Source organism: Aquabacter albus (assembly GCF_040049275.1).
Lineage (GTDB): Bacteria > Pseudomonadota > Alphaproteobacteria > Rhizobiales > Xanthobacteraceae > Aquabacter.
Genome location: NZ_JBDZDT010000010.1, coordinates 93,148 through 107,953 on the forward strand (window position 1 = coordinate 93,148; position 14,806 = coordinate 107,953).

Annotated in this window: 9 protein-coding genes; 3 read left to right on the top strand and 6 right to left on the bottom strand. The window is 67.8% G+C overall.

Annotated features, from left to right (window positions below):
* Positions 1-109 precede the first annotated feature (109 nt).
* Positions 110-1,519: a sensor histidine kinase gene (locus tag ABLE91_RS23855; RefSeq protein ID WP_348934922.1), complete on the top strand. Its 1,410-nt coding sequence runs from the start codon at positions 110-112 to the stop codon at positions 1,517-1,519.
* 27 nt (positions 1,520-1,546) lie between these two features.
* Positions 1,547-4,519, top strand: a complete 2,973-nt coding sequence (locus ABLE91_RS23860) for a bifunctional [glutamine synthetase] adenylyltransferase/[glutamine synthetase]-adenylyl-L-tyrosine phosphorylase (protein WP_348934924.1) — start codon at positions 1,547-1,549, stop codon at positions 4,517-4,519.
* 131 nt (positions 4,520-4,650) lie between these two features.
* On the opposite strand, the gene ABLE91_RS23865 is transcribed toward ABLE91_RS23860, so the two are convergent.
* The 6 genes from ABLE91_RS23865 to pepN all read right to left on the bottom strand — a co-directional run bounded on the left by ABLE91_RS23865 (position 4,651) and on the right by pepN (position 13,421).
* Complete coding sequence (locus ABLE91_RS23865; protein ID WP_348934925.1) at positions 4,651-6,063, bottom strand: 8-oxoguanine deaminase; 1,413 nt, start codon at positions 6,061-6,063, stop codon at positions 4,651-4,653.
* 276 nt (positions 6,064-6,339) lie between these two features.
* The gene (locus ABLE91_RS23870; protein ID WP_348934926.1) at positions 6,340-8,655 is read right to left on the bottom strand and encodes an ATP-binding protein; all 2,316 of its coding nucleotides are present in this window, start codon (positions 8,653-8,655) and stop codon (positions 6,340-6,342) included.
* A 176-nt stretch (positions 8,656-8,831) separates the two neighbouring features.
* A complete protein-coding gene (locus tag ABLE91_RS23875; protein ID WP_348934928.1) occupies positions 8,832-9,791 on the bottom strand; it encodes a LysR family transcriptional regulator in 960 nt (319 codons plus the stop codon).
* 156 nt (positions 9,792-9,947) lie between these two features.
* Positions 9,948-10,298: a hypothetical protein gene (locus ABLE91_RS23880; RefSeq protein WP_348934930.1), complete on the bottom strand. Its 351-nt coding sequence runs from the start codon at positions 10,296-10,298 to the stop codon at positions 9,948-9,950.
* Positions 10,299-10,357: 59 nt separating this feature from the next.
* Entirely contained in the window at positions 10,358-10,636 is a 279-nt protein-coding gene (locus ABLE91_RS23885) for a hypothetical protein (RefSeq protein ID WP_348934932.1), read from the bottom strand.
* A 151-nt stretch (positions 10,637-10,787) separates the two neighbouring features.
* A complete protein-coding gene (pepN, locus tag ABLE91_RS23890) occupies positions 10,788-13,421 on the bottom strand; it encodes an aminopeptidase N (RefSeq protein ID WP_348934933.1) in 2,634 nt (877 codons plus the stop codon).
* Between the two features lie 287 nt (positions 13,422-13,708).
* Here pepN and ABLE91_RS23895 point away from each other — a divergent pair, with 287 nt between their 5' ends.
* Positions 13,709-14,794 (top strand): cache domain-containing protein, encoded by a 1,086-nt coding sequence (locus ABLE91_RS23895; RefSeq protein ID WP_510181991.1) that lies wholly within the window; start codon positions 13,709-13,711, stop codon positions 14,792-14,794.
* Positions 14,795-14,806 lie beyond the last annotated feature (12 nt).

Here is a 14,806-nt window from a genome sequence, read left to right on the forward strand (position 1 = left end):
CGTGGCAGCGGAAACGGGTTGAAGCGCCTTCGGCGGTCCTTTGCGCTGGATCCCGGATCTGCGCTCAAGCTTCGCTTTCGCTTGTCCAGGACAAGGGCCGGAGCGCGCCATGAAGCTCCCCCGCAACCTCTCCCGGCTCATCCGGACCACGGCCTTCAAGCTGCTGGCGGTGTACCTGCTCGTCTTCGCCGTCTTCGCGCTGTTCATGATCGGCTATGTGGCGTGGCACACGCGCCAGCTCATCGAGAGCCAGGTGGCGGAGAATGTGGCGACCGAGGTGCGCTCGCTCGCCGAGCAATACCGCATGGGCGGCATCCAAAGGCTCGTGCTCGCCATCGATCGGCGCACGCGGCGGCCGGGGTCGTCCATCTACCTGCTGTCCAACTTCGCCGGAGAGGTGCTGGCCTCCAACGTGTCGGACCTGCCGCTGGGGCTGCTTGAATCCCAGGGCACGCGCTTCACGCCCTATCGCCGCTCCGAGGAGCCGGGCGCCAAGGAGAACCTCGCCTTCGTGCAGGTCTTCCTGCTGCCCGGCGGCTACCGGCTGCTGGTGGGGCGCGACGTGGAGGAGCGGGACACGGTGCGCCAGATGGTGGTGCGCCCGGCCCAGGGCGCGCTGCTGCTGATCCTCGTGCTGGGCGTCGTCGGCGGCTTCTTCGTGACGCGGCGCGTGCTGAAGCGCATCGATTCCATGACCGCCACCTCCGAAACCATCATGGCCGGCGACCTCTCCGGCCGGCTCGCGGTGGACGGCACCGATGACGAGTTCGACCGGCTCGCCCATTCCCTCAACACCATGCTGGACCGCATCGAGGGCCTGATGGTGGGGCTGAAGGAAGTCTCCGACAACATCGCCCACGATCTGAAAACCCCGCTCACCCGCCTGCGCAACCGGGCCGAGGAGGCGCTGCGGGGGGCGACCAGCGAAACGCAGTACCGCACCGCTCTGGAGACCACAATCGAGGAGAGCGCTGCGCTCATCCGCACCTTCGATGCGCTGCTCATGATCGCCCGCGCGGAGGCGGGGCAGGCGCGCGACACCATGGTGGACGTGGACCTGAAGGACATTGCCGAGAACGTGGGCGAACTCTACGAGCCTTTGGCCGACGAGCAGGGCCTCGACCTCACCGTGGAGGCGGAGCCCGTCACCGTGCATGGCGTGCGGGAATTGCTCGCCCAGGCGCTGGCGAACCTCGTGGACAATGCCATCAAATACGGCCTGCCGAAGGACGGCACGCGCGGCAGCATCCGGGTGTCCCTGCGGCGCGAGGGCGACGCGGCGCTTCTGGAAGTGGCCGATTCCGGAGAAGGAATTCCGGCTAAGGATCGCGACCGGGTGGTGGAGCGCTTCGTGCGGCTCGATGCCTCCCGCACGCGCCCGGGCTCGGGCCTCGGCCTGTCCCTAGTGGCAGCGGTGGCGCGGCTCCATGGAGGGGCGCTGACCATGTCCGATGCCGGGCCGGGCCTGCGCGTGACGCTCCGGCTTCCGACGCGAATCGCGGAAGGGCTTGCGCAATAGAGCGGGCTTGTGCCTTTAGGGGAGGCAATGCCCGTTTCGACCGCACCGGATTCGATCAATCGAGAGGGTCTCGCATCCCTGATGCGGGAGGGGCCGGTTGTTGCGGATTCTGAGTCGGCGTCGCTGAAGCTTTCCCAGGCGCTGGAACGGCTGGACTCTGTGGGCCGGGCCGAGATCGAGGCGCTGCTTTCGGCCCATCCGACCGCTCGCCGGGTCATACTGGGGGTGGCAGAGGATTCCCCCTTCCTCCTGGAGTTGATCCGTTTCGAGCCCGCGCGCCTGCTGCGGGCACTCGCCGATCCGCCGCTTGTGCGGGTGGCGGCGCTCGTGGCGGAGGGAAAGGCGCGGGTGCGCGCCGCTGCCGATGAAGCCACCGCCATGACGGCTCTGCGGCGCATGCGCGCGGAGGCGGCCCTGGTCATCGCACTGGCCGATATAGGCGGCGCCCTCGATCTCACCGACGTGACGCGGGCGCTGACCGACGTGGCCGACACGGCGATTTCAGCTGCCCTGGATTACCTGCTGGCCGAGGCCGGCGCAGCGGGGCGACTGCTGCTCCCGGATCCGAGTGAGCCGGCTAAGGGATGTGGCCTTGCCGTCATCGCCATGGGCAAGCACGGCGCGCGGGAGCTGAACTATTCCTCGGATGTGGACCTCATCGTGGTCTATGACCGGGAGGTCGCCCCCCTCGCTGACGGGGTGGAGCCCTCCCCCTTCTACGTGAAGATCACCAAGGCACTGGTGCGCATGCTCCAGGAGCGCACGGGCGACGGCTATGTGCTGCGCGTGGACCTGCGCCTGCGGCCGGACCCCGGTTCCACCCAGGTGGCGCTCTCCACCGCGGCGGCGCTCGCTTATTACGAGCGGGAAGGCGCCACCTGGGAGCGCGCGGCCTATATCAAGGCGCGCCCGGTGGCCGGCGACCTGGATGTGGGCCGCGATTTCCTGGCGGACCTTTCGCCCTTCGTCTGGCGCCGCATCATGGACTATCAGGCCATCGCCGATGTCCACGCCATGAAGCGGGAGATCCACGCCTTCCGGGGCCACGAGGTGGTGGCGGTGGAAGGCCACAATGTGAAGCTCGGGCGCGGTGGCATCCGCGAGGTGGAATTCTTCGTCCAGACCCAGCAGCTCATCGCCGGCGGGCGCGACCCGAACCTGCGCTCCCCCCGGACGCTCTCCGCCCTCGATGCGCTGGTCCAGGACCGCTGGATTGCTTCCGACGTGCGGGACGAGCTTGCCGAGGCCTACGAATTCCTGCGCCGGGTCGAGAACCGCATCCAGATGGTGGCGGATGCGCAGAGCCATACCTTGCCCGAGCAGAGGGAGATGCTGGCGCAATTCGCCCGCTTCATGGGCTATGCGGACCGCGACGCCTTCGCGGCGGCGCTGGTGGAGCGCCTGACGCGGGTGCAGCGCCATTATGCCCAGCTGTTCGAGGATGCGCCGGCCCCGGCCGCCTTCGACTGCCAGCTCCTCTTCCCCGCCGACCAGGACGACAAGGCGACGCTCACCGAGCTGAAGCGGCTCGGCTTCCGCGATCCGCCTGCGGCCAGCGGCATCGTGCGCGGCTGGCTCACGGGCAATCACCGGGTGCTGCGCTATGCGCCTGCGCGCGAGACGCTGGAGACCCTCGTCCCGCTCCTCCTCGAACAGCTCTCGCGCGGCGGCGACCCCGACGGGGCCATGTTCGCCATGGACAAGTTCCTTGCCGATCTGTCCGGCCCGCAGCTGCTCATCGCCCTGCATCGCCACCCCGATCTCCTGCGCCTGCTGGCGACCCTGCTTACGGCAGCGCCGCGCATCGGCGAGACGCTGGCGCGGCGGCCCTCGCTCATGGACGCGCTGCTGGACCCGGCCTTCTTCGACACGCTGCCGGACGGCCCGACCCTTGAAGGCTGGCTGGAAGACCTGCTCAACGCCGCCGAGAGCGACGAGGACCAGCTCGACCGCGCCCGCCGCTTCCGCCAGGAGCAGCACGTGCTCATCGGCGTGCGCATCGTCTCGGGCACGCTGCCGGCGGAGCGGGCGGGCGAGGCCTATGCGACGCTGGCCGAGGTGATCATCCGCGCGCTCCACAAGCGCGTGTGGGTGCGCTTCCGCGAGGCCCACGGCACCATCCCCGGCGCCGAGACGGCGGTGCTCGCCATGGGCAAACTGGGCGGGCGGGAGATGACGGCGGGCTCCGACCTCGACCTCATCGTGCTCTATGATTTCGACCCCGAGGCGGACCCCGCCTCGGACGGGCCGCGCCCGCTCACGGGGGCGCAATATTTCGCGCGCTTCACCCAGCGTCTCGTCACTGCGCTCACCAGCCTCACCAATGCCGGTAAGCTCTATGACGTGGACCTGCGTCTGCGCCCTTCCGGCCGCGCCGGGCCGGTGGCGACGCGGCTCACCTCGTTCGAGGCCTATCAGCTGGAGGAGGCCTGGACTTGGGAGCACATGGCGCTCACCCGCGCCCGCGTGATCGCCGCGAGCGCGGCGTTCGGCGCGCGGGTGGAGCGGGCGGTGGGCACGGTGCTGGCGCGCCCGCGCGACCCGCGCCGCATCGCCGGCGACATCCTCGATATGCGCCGTGCCATCGCCGACGAGAAGGGCGAGGACAAGCGCTGGAACCTGAAGCACGCAGCGGGCGGGCAGGTGGACGTGGAGTTCATCGCCCAGTACCTCGTGCTGGTCCATGGCGCACGGAACCCGGAACTGGTGGACACCGCCACGGCGCGCATCCTGGCGGTGGCGGGCTGGCTGAACCTGCTGCCGGCGGCGGACATCGAGGTTCTCGCCAAGGCTTGCGCCCTTTACCAGGACCTCACCCAGGTCCTGCGGCTCTCCCTCGACACCCATGCTCTGTCGCAGGAGGTGAGCCCCGCCTTGCGGGCGCTGCTCGCCCGCGCCGGCCAGATGCCGGACTTCCCCACTCTTGATGCCTATCTGGGCGAGACCCAGGCCAAGGTGCGGGAGATTTTCACGCGGGTGTTCGAGGAGATGGCGGGGTAGGGCAGACCATCCCCGAATGCGCGATGCGCCCCCTCCCCCGCAAGCGGGAGAGGGAATCTTGCTGCGATCCTGAGGGAGATGGCCGGGTCAAACCCGGCCATGACGATCGCCTTGTTTCGCGGCGGGCGCCGTTACGCCCCCACCTCGGCCATCCTGGCCGCGTGGCGGTTGTGCTCGGCGATGACCGGCTCCATGTCCACGGTGACGATCCGGCCGTCCTTCACGATCACGCGCCCGCCAACCACCGTCACCCGCGCCGTCTGGGGGGCGCAGAAGAGGGTGGCGGCCACCGGGTCGCTCAGCCCGCCGGCAAATCCCAGCGCGTTCAGGTCCAGCGCGAAGAAATCGCACATCATGCCGGACGCCAGCGCACCGATATCGGTGCGGCCCAAAAGGGAGGCGCCGCCCAGGGTCGCGATCTCCAGCACCTCGCGCGCGGTCATCCATTCGTTGTCGCGGGACGGGTCGGAAGTGGGCACGTCGGTGTCCGGTCCCTCGGGCGGGCGCAGGCCCATCTTCAGGCGGGCCAGCAGCATGGCCTGGCGCGCCTCGCCCAGCATGTTGCTGCCGTCATTGGAGGCGGAGCCGTCGACGCCCAGCCCCACCCGCACGCCGGCGCGGCGATACTTCCACAAGGGCGCGATGCCCGAGGCGAGGCGCATGTTGGAGCAGGGACAGTGGCAGGCGCCGGCGCCGGTGCGGGCGAAGGCGGCGATCTCCGCATCGTTCACATGGATGGCGTGGGCGTACCAGACGTCGTCCGCCAGCCAGTCGAGGCTCGCCATATAGTCCACCGGCCGTTTGCCGAAGCGCTGGAGCGTGAAGCGCTCCTCGTCCAGGGTCTCGCACAGATGGGTGTGGAGGCGCACGCCATGCCGTCGGGCGATGATCGCGCTCTCGCGCATCAGCTCCGGCGTCACCGAGAAGGGCGAGCAGGGGGCGAGTACCATCTGCGTCATGCTGCCGGGCCTGGCATCGTGATAGCGGGCGATGACGCGCTCGCTGTCCTGAAGGATGTCGTCCTCGTCCTCGACGCAATCGTCTGGCGGCAGCCCGCCTTTGGACTGGCCGAGGGACATGGAGCCGCGCGAGACCGCAAAGCGCACGCCGATCTCGGCGGCGGCGGCGATCTGGTCGTCCACTTTGCACCCGTTCTTGAACACGTAAGCGTGGTCGAACACCGTGGTGCAGCCGGAGAGCGCCAGCTCGGCGCAGCCCACGAGGGTTGAGGTGCGGCTCGCCTCAGGCGTGCGCGCCGCCCAGACGCGGTAGTGCGCCTGCAGCCAGCGGAACAGGTTGTTGTTCTGCGCGGAAGGCAGGTTGCGGGTGAGGGTCTGGTCGAGATGGTGGTGGCCGTTGACGAGGCCCGGCAGGACGATGTGGTCCTTCAGGTCCAGCACGGTGTCGGCGGTGGCGGGCAGCGTGTTGCTCGGCCCCACCGCCTGGATGACGCCGTCGACCGCATAAAGCCCGGCATCCTTCAGCTCCCGCCGCTGCGGGTCCATGGTGACGACGAGCGCGTTCTTTACAAGCAGCGTTGCCATGAGGGTGCTTTCTTCGGTTGAGCGGGAAACTCTGCTGAGGCCGATGGCGCAACGACAGTAGTTTCACCGCCCGCGAAGCAGCACTCCAAGTCGACTTCGAATGGAGAATGCAACTGCAGCATGAGAAAATGTCGATCGCCCCCCGTGGTCCCGACCGGCAATCTTGTGTGCATTGCAGCGGCGAAGATCACGTATCCAAGGTTCTAGCATGAACCCTGAAAAACGGGAGATGCGCTTTTCTTCGGAAGGCTGGAATTTGCGCCGTGGGTTCCGGCGCTACACCACCGCTGTCAGCCGGAAGGCGTCATTGGCGTTGGCGGCGCCCGCGTCCAGCGGCAGGCGGATGACGACGCTGGTGCCCTCGCCCTCGGTGGAGCGGATGCGCATGGCGCCGCCGTGCAACTCGGTGAGCGATTTGGCGATGGCGAGGCCCAGGCCCGAGCCCTTGTGGGTCTTGGTGAACTGGCTTTCCACCTGCTCGAACGGCCGGCCTATCTTCGCCAGTGCGTGCTTGGGGATGCCGATGCCGGTGTCCTCGATGGCGATCACGGCCGCCCCGCCATTCACCCGCGCCCGCACCGAGATGCGCCCGCTCTCGGGCGTGAACTTCACGGCGTTGGAGAGCAGGTTGAGGAGGATCTGCTTCAGCGCCCGCTTGTCGCCGCGCAGGGATAGGCCCTCGCTCGCTTCGGCGGTCATGTCGAGCTGCTTTTCCTCGCCTTTCAGCGCCATGACGCGCATGGCATCCGCCACGATCTCGTCGAGGCGGACCTCCTCCAGCTCCAGCTGCATGCGGCCGGCCTCGATCTTGGACATGTCGAGGATGTCGTTGATGACGTCGAGGAGGTAGGTGCCGGAGCCTTTGATGTCGTTGCAATATTCGGCGTACTTCTCCGAGCCGAGCGGACCGAACATGCCGCTCTCCATGATCTCCGAGAAGCCGATGATGGCGTTGAGCGGCGTGCGCAGCTCGTGGGACATGTTGGCGAGGAATTCGCTCTTGGCGCGGTTGGCGTCCTCGGCTCGCGTCTTCTCCTCGGAGTATTTCTCGGCCAGCTCGGCGAGCTGCTGGGCCTGGTGCTCCAGGGTCTGCTGGGATTTGCGGAGGTCGGCCACCAGGGCCATCAGGCGCTTCTCATTGTCCATGAGGCGTTCCTCATGGCGCTTGAGCGGCGTGATGTCGGTGCCCACCGAGACGTAGCCGCCATCCTTGGTGCGGCGCTCGGCGATCTTCAGCCAGCGGCCGTTGGACAGCTGTGCCTCGAAGGCGCGGGAGCCTTCCTCGGGCTTGTCCTCGGGCTTCAGCGGGGTGCGGGTGACGGGGTGGCGGCCCACCGTCGCGATGGTCTCGAACGACGTGCCGGGCTGGATCGCCTCGTCCGCCAGCTCGTGCAGGGTCTGGAACTTGGAATTGCAGAGCACGAGGCGGTTCTGGCTGTCCCACAGCACGAACGCCTCGGAGATGCTCTCGATGGCATCGCGCAGGCGCATGTCGGCGGTCACCGTGCGCTCCGCCATGTGCTGCGCCTCGGTGACGTCCATGGCGATGCCGATGAGGTGAGGGCCGTCCTCGCCCGCCTGCTGCACCACTTCGGCGCGCATGCGCAGCCACACATAGTCGCCGCGCGCGGTGCGCATGCGAAACACCCGGTCCACCGACGCGCCGGGGCGCTCGGCCAGTTCCTTGGCGAGGTCGTAGAGGTTGCCGTCCTCGGGATGGACGAGGTTCGCGATCTCGCCGAAGGAGAGGAGGTCGTCGCGCCGCTCCAGCCCGAGGATCTCGAACATGGTGTCGGACCAGTACATGCGGCCCCGCGCCATGTCCCAATCCCACATGCCGCAGCGGCCGCGGTTGAGTGCGGTGTCGATGCGCATGCGCACCGTGTCGTAGATGTGGTCCGCCTCCCGCGCCCGGCTCGCCTGCCAGTGGAAGGAGAAGCCGAGGATGAGCAACACTGCGCCGGTGGTGGTGAAGAGAGTGATGGTGAGCGTCGTGGAATCCGACCACGCCGCAAGCGCCCGGCTCATGGGCTGGACATAGACGATCTGGCCCAGCGGCGGGTTGAGGTTCCGCACGGTGGCGAGCGCCGCCTCGTCCTTCACCGGCACTTCCAGCACGCCGGCGCGCTCGGCGAAGACCGTGAGCGGCTGGGAGGGGTCGAGGATGTCGGCAAGGCTCGCCACCTGCGGCAGGCCTTCCGGCGCGGAGGCGAGCACGCGGCCGGCGGGGTCCGTCACATAAATGCGCCGGCCGCCGAGGGTGGCGCGCGGCGGCAGCGCCTCCTTGAGGGCGGCCTGGGCGCGGGAGAGGTTGCCGCCAAGCTTCTGCGACAGGCCCTCGGCAGTGGCGAGGGCGAGAAGGGAGAGGTCGTCCTTGGCATTGTCCAGCACCGCCTGGCGGTGGCCATGGATCTGCACCATGGCGCCAATGCCGATGACGACAAGGAAAGTGATGATGAGAGCGGGGACGATACGGCGCAGAAAAGGCTCGGCTTCAAGGAGCCGCTGGTAGGCAGGACGTGCGACGGATCGCGCCAATCCACCTATGGCTTGACCGCGCACGCCAGCGCTCGCAGCGTTGGCGCGTGCCATCGCCGGCCTCCTCCGGTGTCCCGGCCGACGAAGCAGTCCCGCTCCCCCGACCTACGTCCTCGCATGACCTGGAGGGACGTTGCCGCATCTCTCCGAATCAAGGTCGATTTGAATCGAATCGGGAGGCTGCTGTCTAGAGTCCAGAGGAGTCAAGGCGGAAAAAAAGAGGCAAATCTTCAGGTTGTCCGGGCCTCTTTACCGCTCGCGTTAAGAAGTTCGGAAATCGCCTCTTCTTCGTCCGGCCGGGACCAGCGGTTGTAGATCTCCACCATGAAGTCCACGAACACGCGGACCTTCAGGTCGAGGGTGGCGCGGGCCGGAAAGAGCGCGACCGTGTCCAAGGGCTCGCGGCGGTGCCAGCCGGGCAGGACCATCTCCAGTTCGCCGGCCTGGATGCGCCGGCGGGCGAGGCAGCTCGAGAGCATCAGGATGCCGCCGCCCGCCACGGTCTGGCGCAGCGCCAGGATGGGGTCGTTGGTGACGAGGTGGGGCGTGATCTTGAGGGAATGCTCGCCGCCCGGCCCTTCCAGGTCCCAACTCAGCGGGCCGGGGCCATGGCGCACGGCGATGAGCTCGTGCTGCTCCAGCTCGCGGGGGTGGGAGGGGCGGCCGACGCGGTCGAGATAGGAGGGACTCGCCATGAGGGTGAGCGAGTGCCCCCCGAGGCGGCGGATGTGATAGCTGGAATCGCGCACCGGGCCGGAGCGCACGCCCACGTCGAAGCCATGCTCGATGAGATCGAGGGGGTGGCTGTCCAGGGTAAGGTGAAGCTGCACCTTGGGATAGCGCTGGCGGAAGGCGGCGAGCTCGGGCTCGAGGATGAGGATGGCGGGCGCATAGGTGATGAGCACCTTCAGCGGCCCTTCCGGCTCCTGGGTGAGGGCGCGCACGGAGGCGTCGGCCCGCTCCAAAGCGGCGATGGCATCGACGCATTGCTGGTAATAGGTGTGCCCGGCCTCGCTCGGCCAGACGCGGCGGGTGGTGCGGTGAAGCAACTGGACGCCGAGCCGATCCTCCAGCGCCTTCACCTTGCGGCTGACCGTGGTGGAGGGAAGGCCGAGCTGCTCTGCGGCGCCGTTGAAGCTGCCGCGCTCCACCACCCTCAGGAAGACTTCCACATCGTCGAAGCGGGCCATCTGCTCCTCCCAAAGGAACACCCGGCGCGGCGGATGTCTCCGCCGCCGGGCATTATAGCGCGCCAGCTCCTTCGGCTTCCATGCTGAGGCTGCTGACGCGAAAGGGCCGGGTGGCGAGCGCCATCCGACCTTTCCAGGTCCTTGCGGACCGGGGGATCAGTTCAAAGCAGGCGAGGCGCCATGGGACGGACCCCAATGGGCATCCCTATCAGAGAAGACCGGTCCGTTGAGGTTGTTGACGGCGGGGCGGGTCGCCGCCGGCGCCTGGGCAACGTGGCGCGTGAAGCTGGTCGGGCTTGCCTCCCTGGGCAGAAGCCTCTCGTTCGGGGCATAGCCGAGGGGCGCAACGGCATAGGCCGCATGCTCCTGAACGATCGGCGCCGACTGGGAGGCGAGCACCGCATAGTTCTCCTTGTTCTGCGCGGTCGTATATTCATCGGCCATCGCGAGAGTGGAGAAGCTCATCGCCGCAGCGATGGCGAGGGGGGTGATTGCGAGATAACGCATTGTCTTAAGTCCTTGCATCTGCCGGCGAAGGCCGGCGCTGCTTAATGCTGTTGTAGAGGTCAGTTGCCGCCGAGGCCGCGGTCGCCAAGGTGAAGCTCCAGGGCATCAGCCTGGCTCACGGTGGGGGCCGCATAGATGGCATTCACCGCGCTGGCGCGGGACGGGGCGGCTGCAAAGCCGAGAGGAGCGGCGCCATGCTCCTGGGCGATCTGCGCGGACAGAGCGGAGACGGCGTAGTCTTCCTTGTTCTGCGCGGTCGTATACTCGTCGGCCATGGCGAGGGTGGAGAAGCTCATCGCCGCAGCGACGGCGAGGGGGGCGATTGCGAGATAACGCATGATCCTGTTTCCTTGCATCTGCCGGCGACGGCCGGCCCTGGTTTGATGCAGTGCAACGTATGCTCATGCGTCCCTTGGGATAATACGCATAAATTGAATCTTATTATCCCGTTTTTGAGGGCAAACCGGCCCTAATCCTGCCCAGGTCCGGCTAGGCCAACGACCGCATCGCAATATCCGCGACGTCATCTGAAAGCCCTGCCGCATCCGCGACCTTCCGCAAGGACCGCTCCGCGAGGGCCGCGCGCCGGGGTTCGAGCTGGCGCCAGGTCTTGAACGCCGAGAGCAGCCGCGAGGCCACCTGGGGGTTCTTGGAATCGAGGCTCAGCACCACGTCCGCGAGGAAATCATAGCCCTGGCCGTCCAGCCGGTGGAACTGGGTGGGGTTGCCGGTGGCGAAGGCGCCGATGAGGGCGCGCACGCGATTCGGGTTGGACATGGAGAAGACCGGCAGGAGCGTGAGGTCGCGCACCCGGTCAAGGGTCGCCGCCTCGGGGATCTGGGCCTGGAGGCTCAGCCATTTGTCGGTCACCAGGGGGTCGCTCTCGAACCTCCGGTAGAACGCGTCCAGCGCCGCGCGCCGTTCCGGCACATCATGCTGGGCGAGGATGGCGAGGGCGGCGAAGCGGTCCGTCATGTTGTCGGCCGCGCGGAACTGGCCCTGCGCCCGGGCGATCGCCTCCGGCGTGCCGGGCAGGGTGAGGTAATCAAGCGAGAGGTTCCGCAGCGCCCGGCGTCCGGCGGCGGCGGCACCGGGCGAATAGGGGCCCGAGGTCGCCATGGCCTCATAGGTGCGCGCAAAACCGTCGGCGAGCGCCTCGGCAAAGGCGCGGCGCAGCGCCTTGCGGGCGGCGAAGACCGCGTCCGGGTCCACATTGGTGCCGATCTCGCGGGCCACTTCGCTCTCGCCGGGCAGGGCAAGGGCCTGCGCCTTGAAGGCGGGGTCGAGGGCGGGGTCGTCCAGCACGCGCAGGGCCGCGTCGATGAGGTCATCGGGCACGGGCAGGGCGCCCTCGGCGGCGCCGCGCTTCAAAAGATCGAGGGCCAGCGCCTGGATGGCATCGAAGCGGTTGAAGGGATCACTGTCGTGCGCCGCGAGGAAGACGAGGTCGGCCGCGGAAAGGTTGTTCGACAAATTGATGGGCGCCGAGAAGCCGCGATTGAGCGAGGCGACCGGGCGGGCGCCGAGGCCAGTGAAGACGAAGCTCTGGCGGTGCTTGGTGATCTCCACCACGCCATGGTCCACCTTCCGCCCGTCCTCCAGCACCAGGGGCATGTCGTGGCCGTTCGGCCCCACGAGGCCGAGGGCGAGGGGGATGACCACGGGCTTCTTGTCGGTCTGGCCCGGGGTGGGCGGCGTGGACTGGAAGACGTCCAGCCGGAAGGTGCCGGCCTCGCCGTCATAGGTGCCGGTCGCCTCCAGGCGCGGCGTGCCGGACTGGGAATACCAGAGGGCGAAATGGGACAAATCGTGTCCCGTCGCGTCGGCGAAGCAGGCGAGGAAATCCTCGATGGTGGCGGCGTGGCCATCATGGCGCTTGAAGTACAGGTCCATGCCGGACCGGAAGCCGTCCTCGCCGAGGAGCGTCTTCAGCATGCGCACCACCTCGGCGCCCTTCTCATACACCGTCGCCGTGTAGAAGTTGTTGATCTCCCGATACATTTCCGGCCGCACGGGATGGGCGAGGGGGCCCGCATCCTCGGTGAACTGCTGGGCTTTGAGCAGCCGCACGTCGGCGATGCGCTTTACCGGGCGCGAGCGCTGGTCGGAGGAGAATTCCTGGTCGCGGAAGACGGTGAGGCCCTCTTTCAGGCAGAGCTGGAACCAGTCGCGGCAGGTGATGCGGTTGCCGGTCCAGTTGTGGAAATATTCGTGGGCGATGATCGCCTCGATATTGGCATAGTCCGCGTCGGTGGCGGTCTCGGGCGTCGCCAGCACGTATTTGTCGTTGAAGACGTTGAGGCCCTTATTCTCCATGGCCCCCATGTTGAAGTCGGAGACGGCGACGATGTTGAACACGTCGAGGTCGTACTCCCGGCCGAAGGCCTGCTCGTCCCAGCGCATGGAGCGCTTCAGCGCATCCATGGCGTAGCCGGCGCGGTCCTGCTTGCCGATCTCCACGTAGATGCCCAGCTCCACGGGCCGGCCGGAAGCGGTAACGAAATGGCCCGGCACTTTGGCGAGCCGCCCGCCCACGAGGGCGAACAGATAGCTCGGCTTCGGCCAGGGGTCGTGCCACACCGCATAGTGCCGGCTCGTGCCCTCGATGGGGCCGCTTTTCACAAGATTGCCGTTGCCGAGGAGGACGGGCGCCTCCTCCCGGTCCGCCTCGATGCGGGTGGTGTAGACCGCGAGCACGTCCGAGCGATCGGGAAAGTAAGTGATGCGGCGGAAGCCCTCGGGCTCGCACTGGGTGCAATAATTGCCGCTGGTGCGGTAGAGGCCCATGAGCTGGGTGTTGGCGGTGGGGTCCACCAGCGTCTCCACCTCCAGCACGAAGCGATCGGCCGGAGGGACGGAGATCGTCAGGCTGTCCGGGGTCGCCTCAAAGGCGCCGCCGGCGACCGGCACGCCGGCGATGGCGAGGCGCACCAAAGTCAGCCCGTCGCCGTCCAGCGCCACCGGCGCATCGGGCTGCCCTTCGGGGTTGCGGCGCAAGGCGAGGCGGGAAATCACCCGGCTCGCAGTGGGGTGGAGGGAGATGTCGAGGTCCACCGTGTCCACCAGCCAGTCCGGCGGCCGGTAGTCCGACAGGCGCACGGGATGGGGTTCGGCGTCACGCATCTTACAACTCCGGGGAAACTTCGGGCCGCAACTGTCACGCTAACATTAGGGCGGCGATCCCGCCTGGGAAAGGGTTTGAGCAGGCCACCAGTGCATATCGATCATTATTTGGGCACACGCGTGATGGCCGATGTCATGCGATCGTTACGCCTGGCGCATTACCCTAAATATACAGGCATTAATGGTTATATAAGCCTGATGTAGGGAGTGTTTGTTTAGGCGGCAGAGTATTTGTGTGTGTTTTTGTGGAATATTACGTACGATTGTGCGTAGAATGGGTGTCCACGATGCATGGCTCGCTGGCTTCCCTACCTCAAGCATCTGTCTCCTCAGATACGCCCGAACAGGTGATCGCGCTTTCGGACCGGGCCGCGGCCATCGCTGCCGGCAAGGCCAAGGCCATCCAGGTCATCACCAGCCAGACCCGGATGCTGGCCCTCAACGCCACCATCGAGGCGGCCCGCGCCGGCGACACCGGCAGGGGCTTTGCCATCGTGGCGCAGGAGGTGAAGGGAGTGAGCGCGGAAATCGGCCAGCTCGCCTCGGAGATGGCGACGGAGCTGACCGCCGCCCTCGACGAATTGCGCGCCGTCGGCCGGCGCATGGCCCAGGACGTGCGCGGCCAGAGGCTGGCTGATCTCTGCCTGCACGCCATCGAGATCATCGACCGCAATCTCTACGAGCGCACCTGCGATGTGCGCTGGTGGGCGACCGACGCGGCCGTGGTAGCGGCCGCCGCCGAGCCCGTGCCGGAGATCCTCGCCGAGGCGCAGCGCCGGCTCGGCGTCATCCTCTCCGCCTACACGGTCTATCTCGACCTCTGGATCTGCACGCCCGAGGGGCGCGTGGTGGCGCACGGGCGGCCGAACCGATACCCCTCCGTGCGGGGCCTCGACGTTTCGCGCGAGCCATGGTTCCAGCAGGCGCTCGCCTCCGGCTCAGGCGATGATTATGCGGTGGCCGACGTCACGCGCAGCGCGGCCCTCGAAGGGGCGCCCGTCGCCACCTATGCGGCGGCGGTGCGCGAGGGCGGCCAGACCCACGGGCGGCCCATCGGCGTGCTCGGCATCCATTTCGATTGGGAGCCCCAGGCCCGTGCCGTTATCGAGGGCGTGCGCCTCTCGCCGGACGAAGCCGCGCGCTCGCGCGTGCTCCTAGTGGATGCGCGGGGACGCATCCTCGCCGCATCGAACCGCCGTGGCGAGCTGAGCGATCGGATCGCCCTCGATACGAAGGGCCGGCGCAGCGGGGTGGAGCATAACACCGACGGCCGCACCACCGCCTTCCACCTCACCCCCGGCTACGAGACGTACCGGGGGCTGGAATGGGCCGGCGTGATCATTCAGGAGCCGACGCAAAATGACGCTGCGTGAGCCCATATGCGG

Excerpts from the sequence above, each read along its gene's own strand:
- ABLE91_RS23855 (WP_348934922.1), top strand. The coding sequence starts at position 110 with ATGAAGCTCCCCCGCAACCTCTCCCGGCTCATCCGGACCACGGCCTTC.
- ABLE91_RS23875 (WP_348934928.1), bottom strand. The coding sequence starts at position 9,791 with ATGGCCCGCTTCGACGATGTGGAAGTCTTCCTGAGGGTGGTGGAGCGC.
- ABLE91_RS23870 (WP_348934926.1), bottom strand. The coding sequence starts at position 8,655 with ATGGCACGCGCCAACGCTGCGAGCGCTGGCGTGCGCGGTCAAGCCATA.
- ABLE91_RS23895 (WP_510181991.1), top strand. The coding sequence starts at position 13,709 with ATGCATGGCTCGCTGGCTTCCCTACCTCAAGCATCTGTCTCCTCAGAT.
- ABLE91_RS23865 (WP_348934925.1), bottom strand. The coding sequence starts at position 6,063 with ATGGCAACGCTGCTTGTAAAGAACGCGCTCGTCGTCACCATGGACCCG.
- ABLE91_RS23860 (WP_348934924.1), top strand. The coding sequence starts at position 1,547 with ATGCCCGTTTCGACCGCACCGGATTCGATCAATCGAGAGGGTCTCGCA.
- ABLE91_RS23880 (WP_348934930.1), bottom strand. The coding sequence starts at position 10,298 with ATGCGTTATCTCGCAATCACCCCCCTCGCCATCGCTGCGGCGATGAGC.
- ABLE91_RS23885 (WP_348934932.1), bottom strand. The coding sequence starts at position 10,636 with ATGCGTTATCTCGCAATCGCCCCCCTCGCCGTCGCTGCGGCGATGAGC.
- pepN (WP_348934933.1), bottom strand. The coding sequence starts at position 13,421 with ATGCGTGACGCCGAACCCCATCCCGTGCGCCTGTCGGACTACCGGCCG.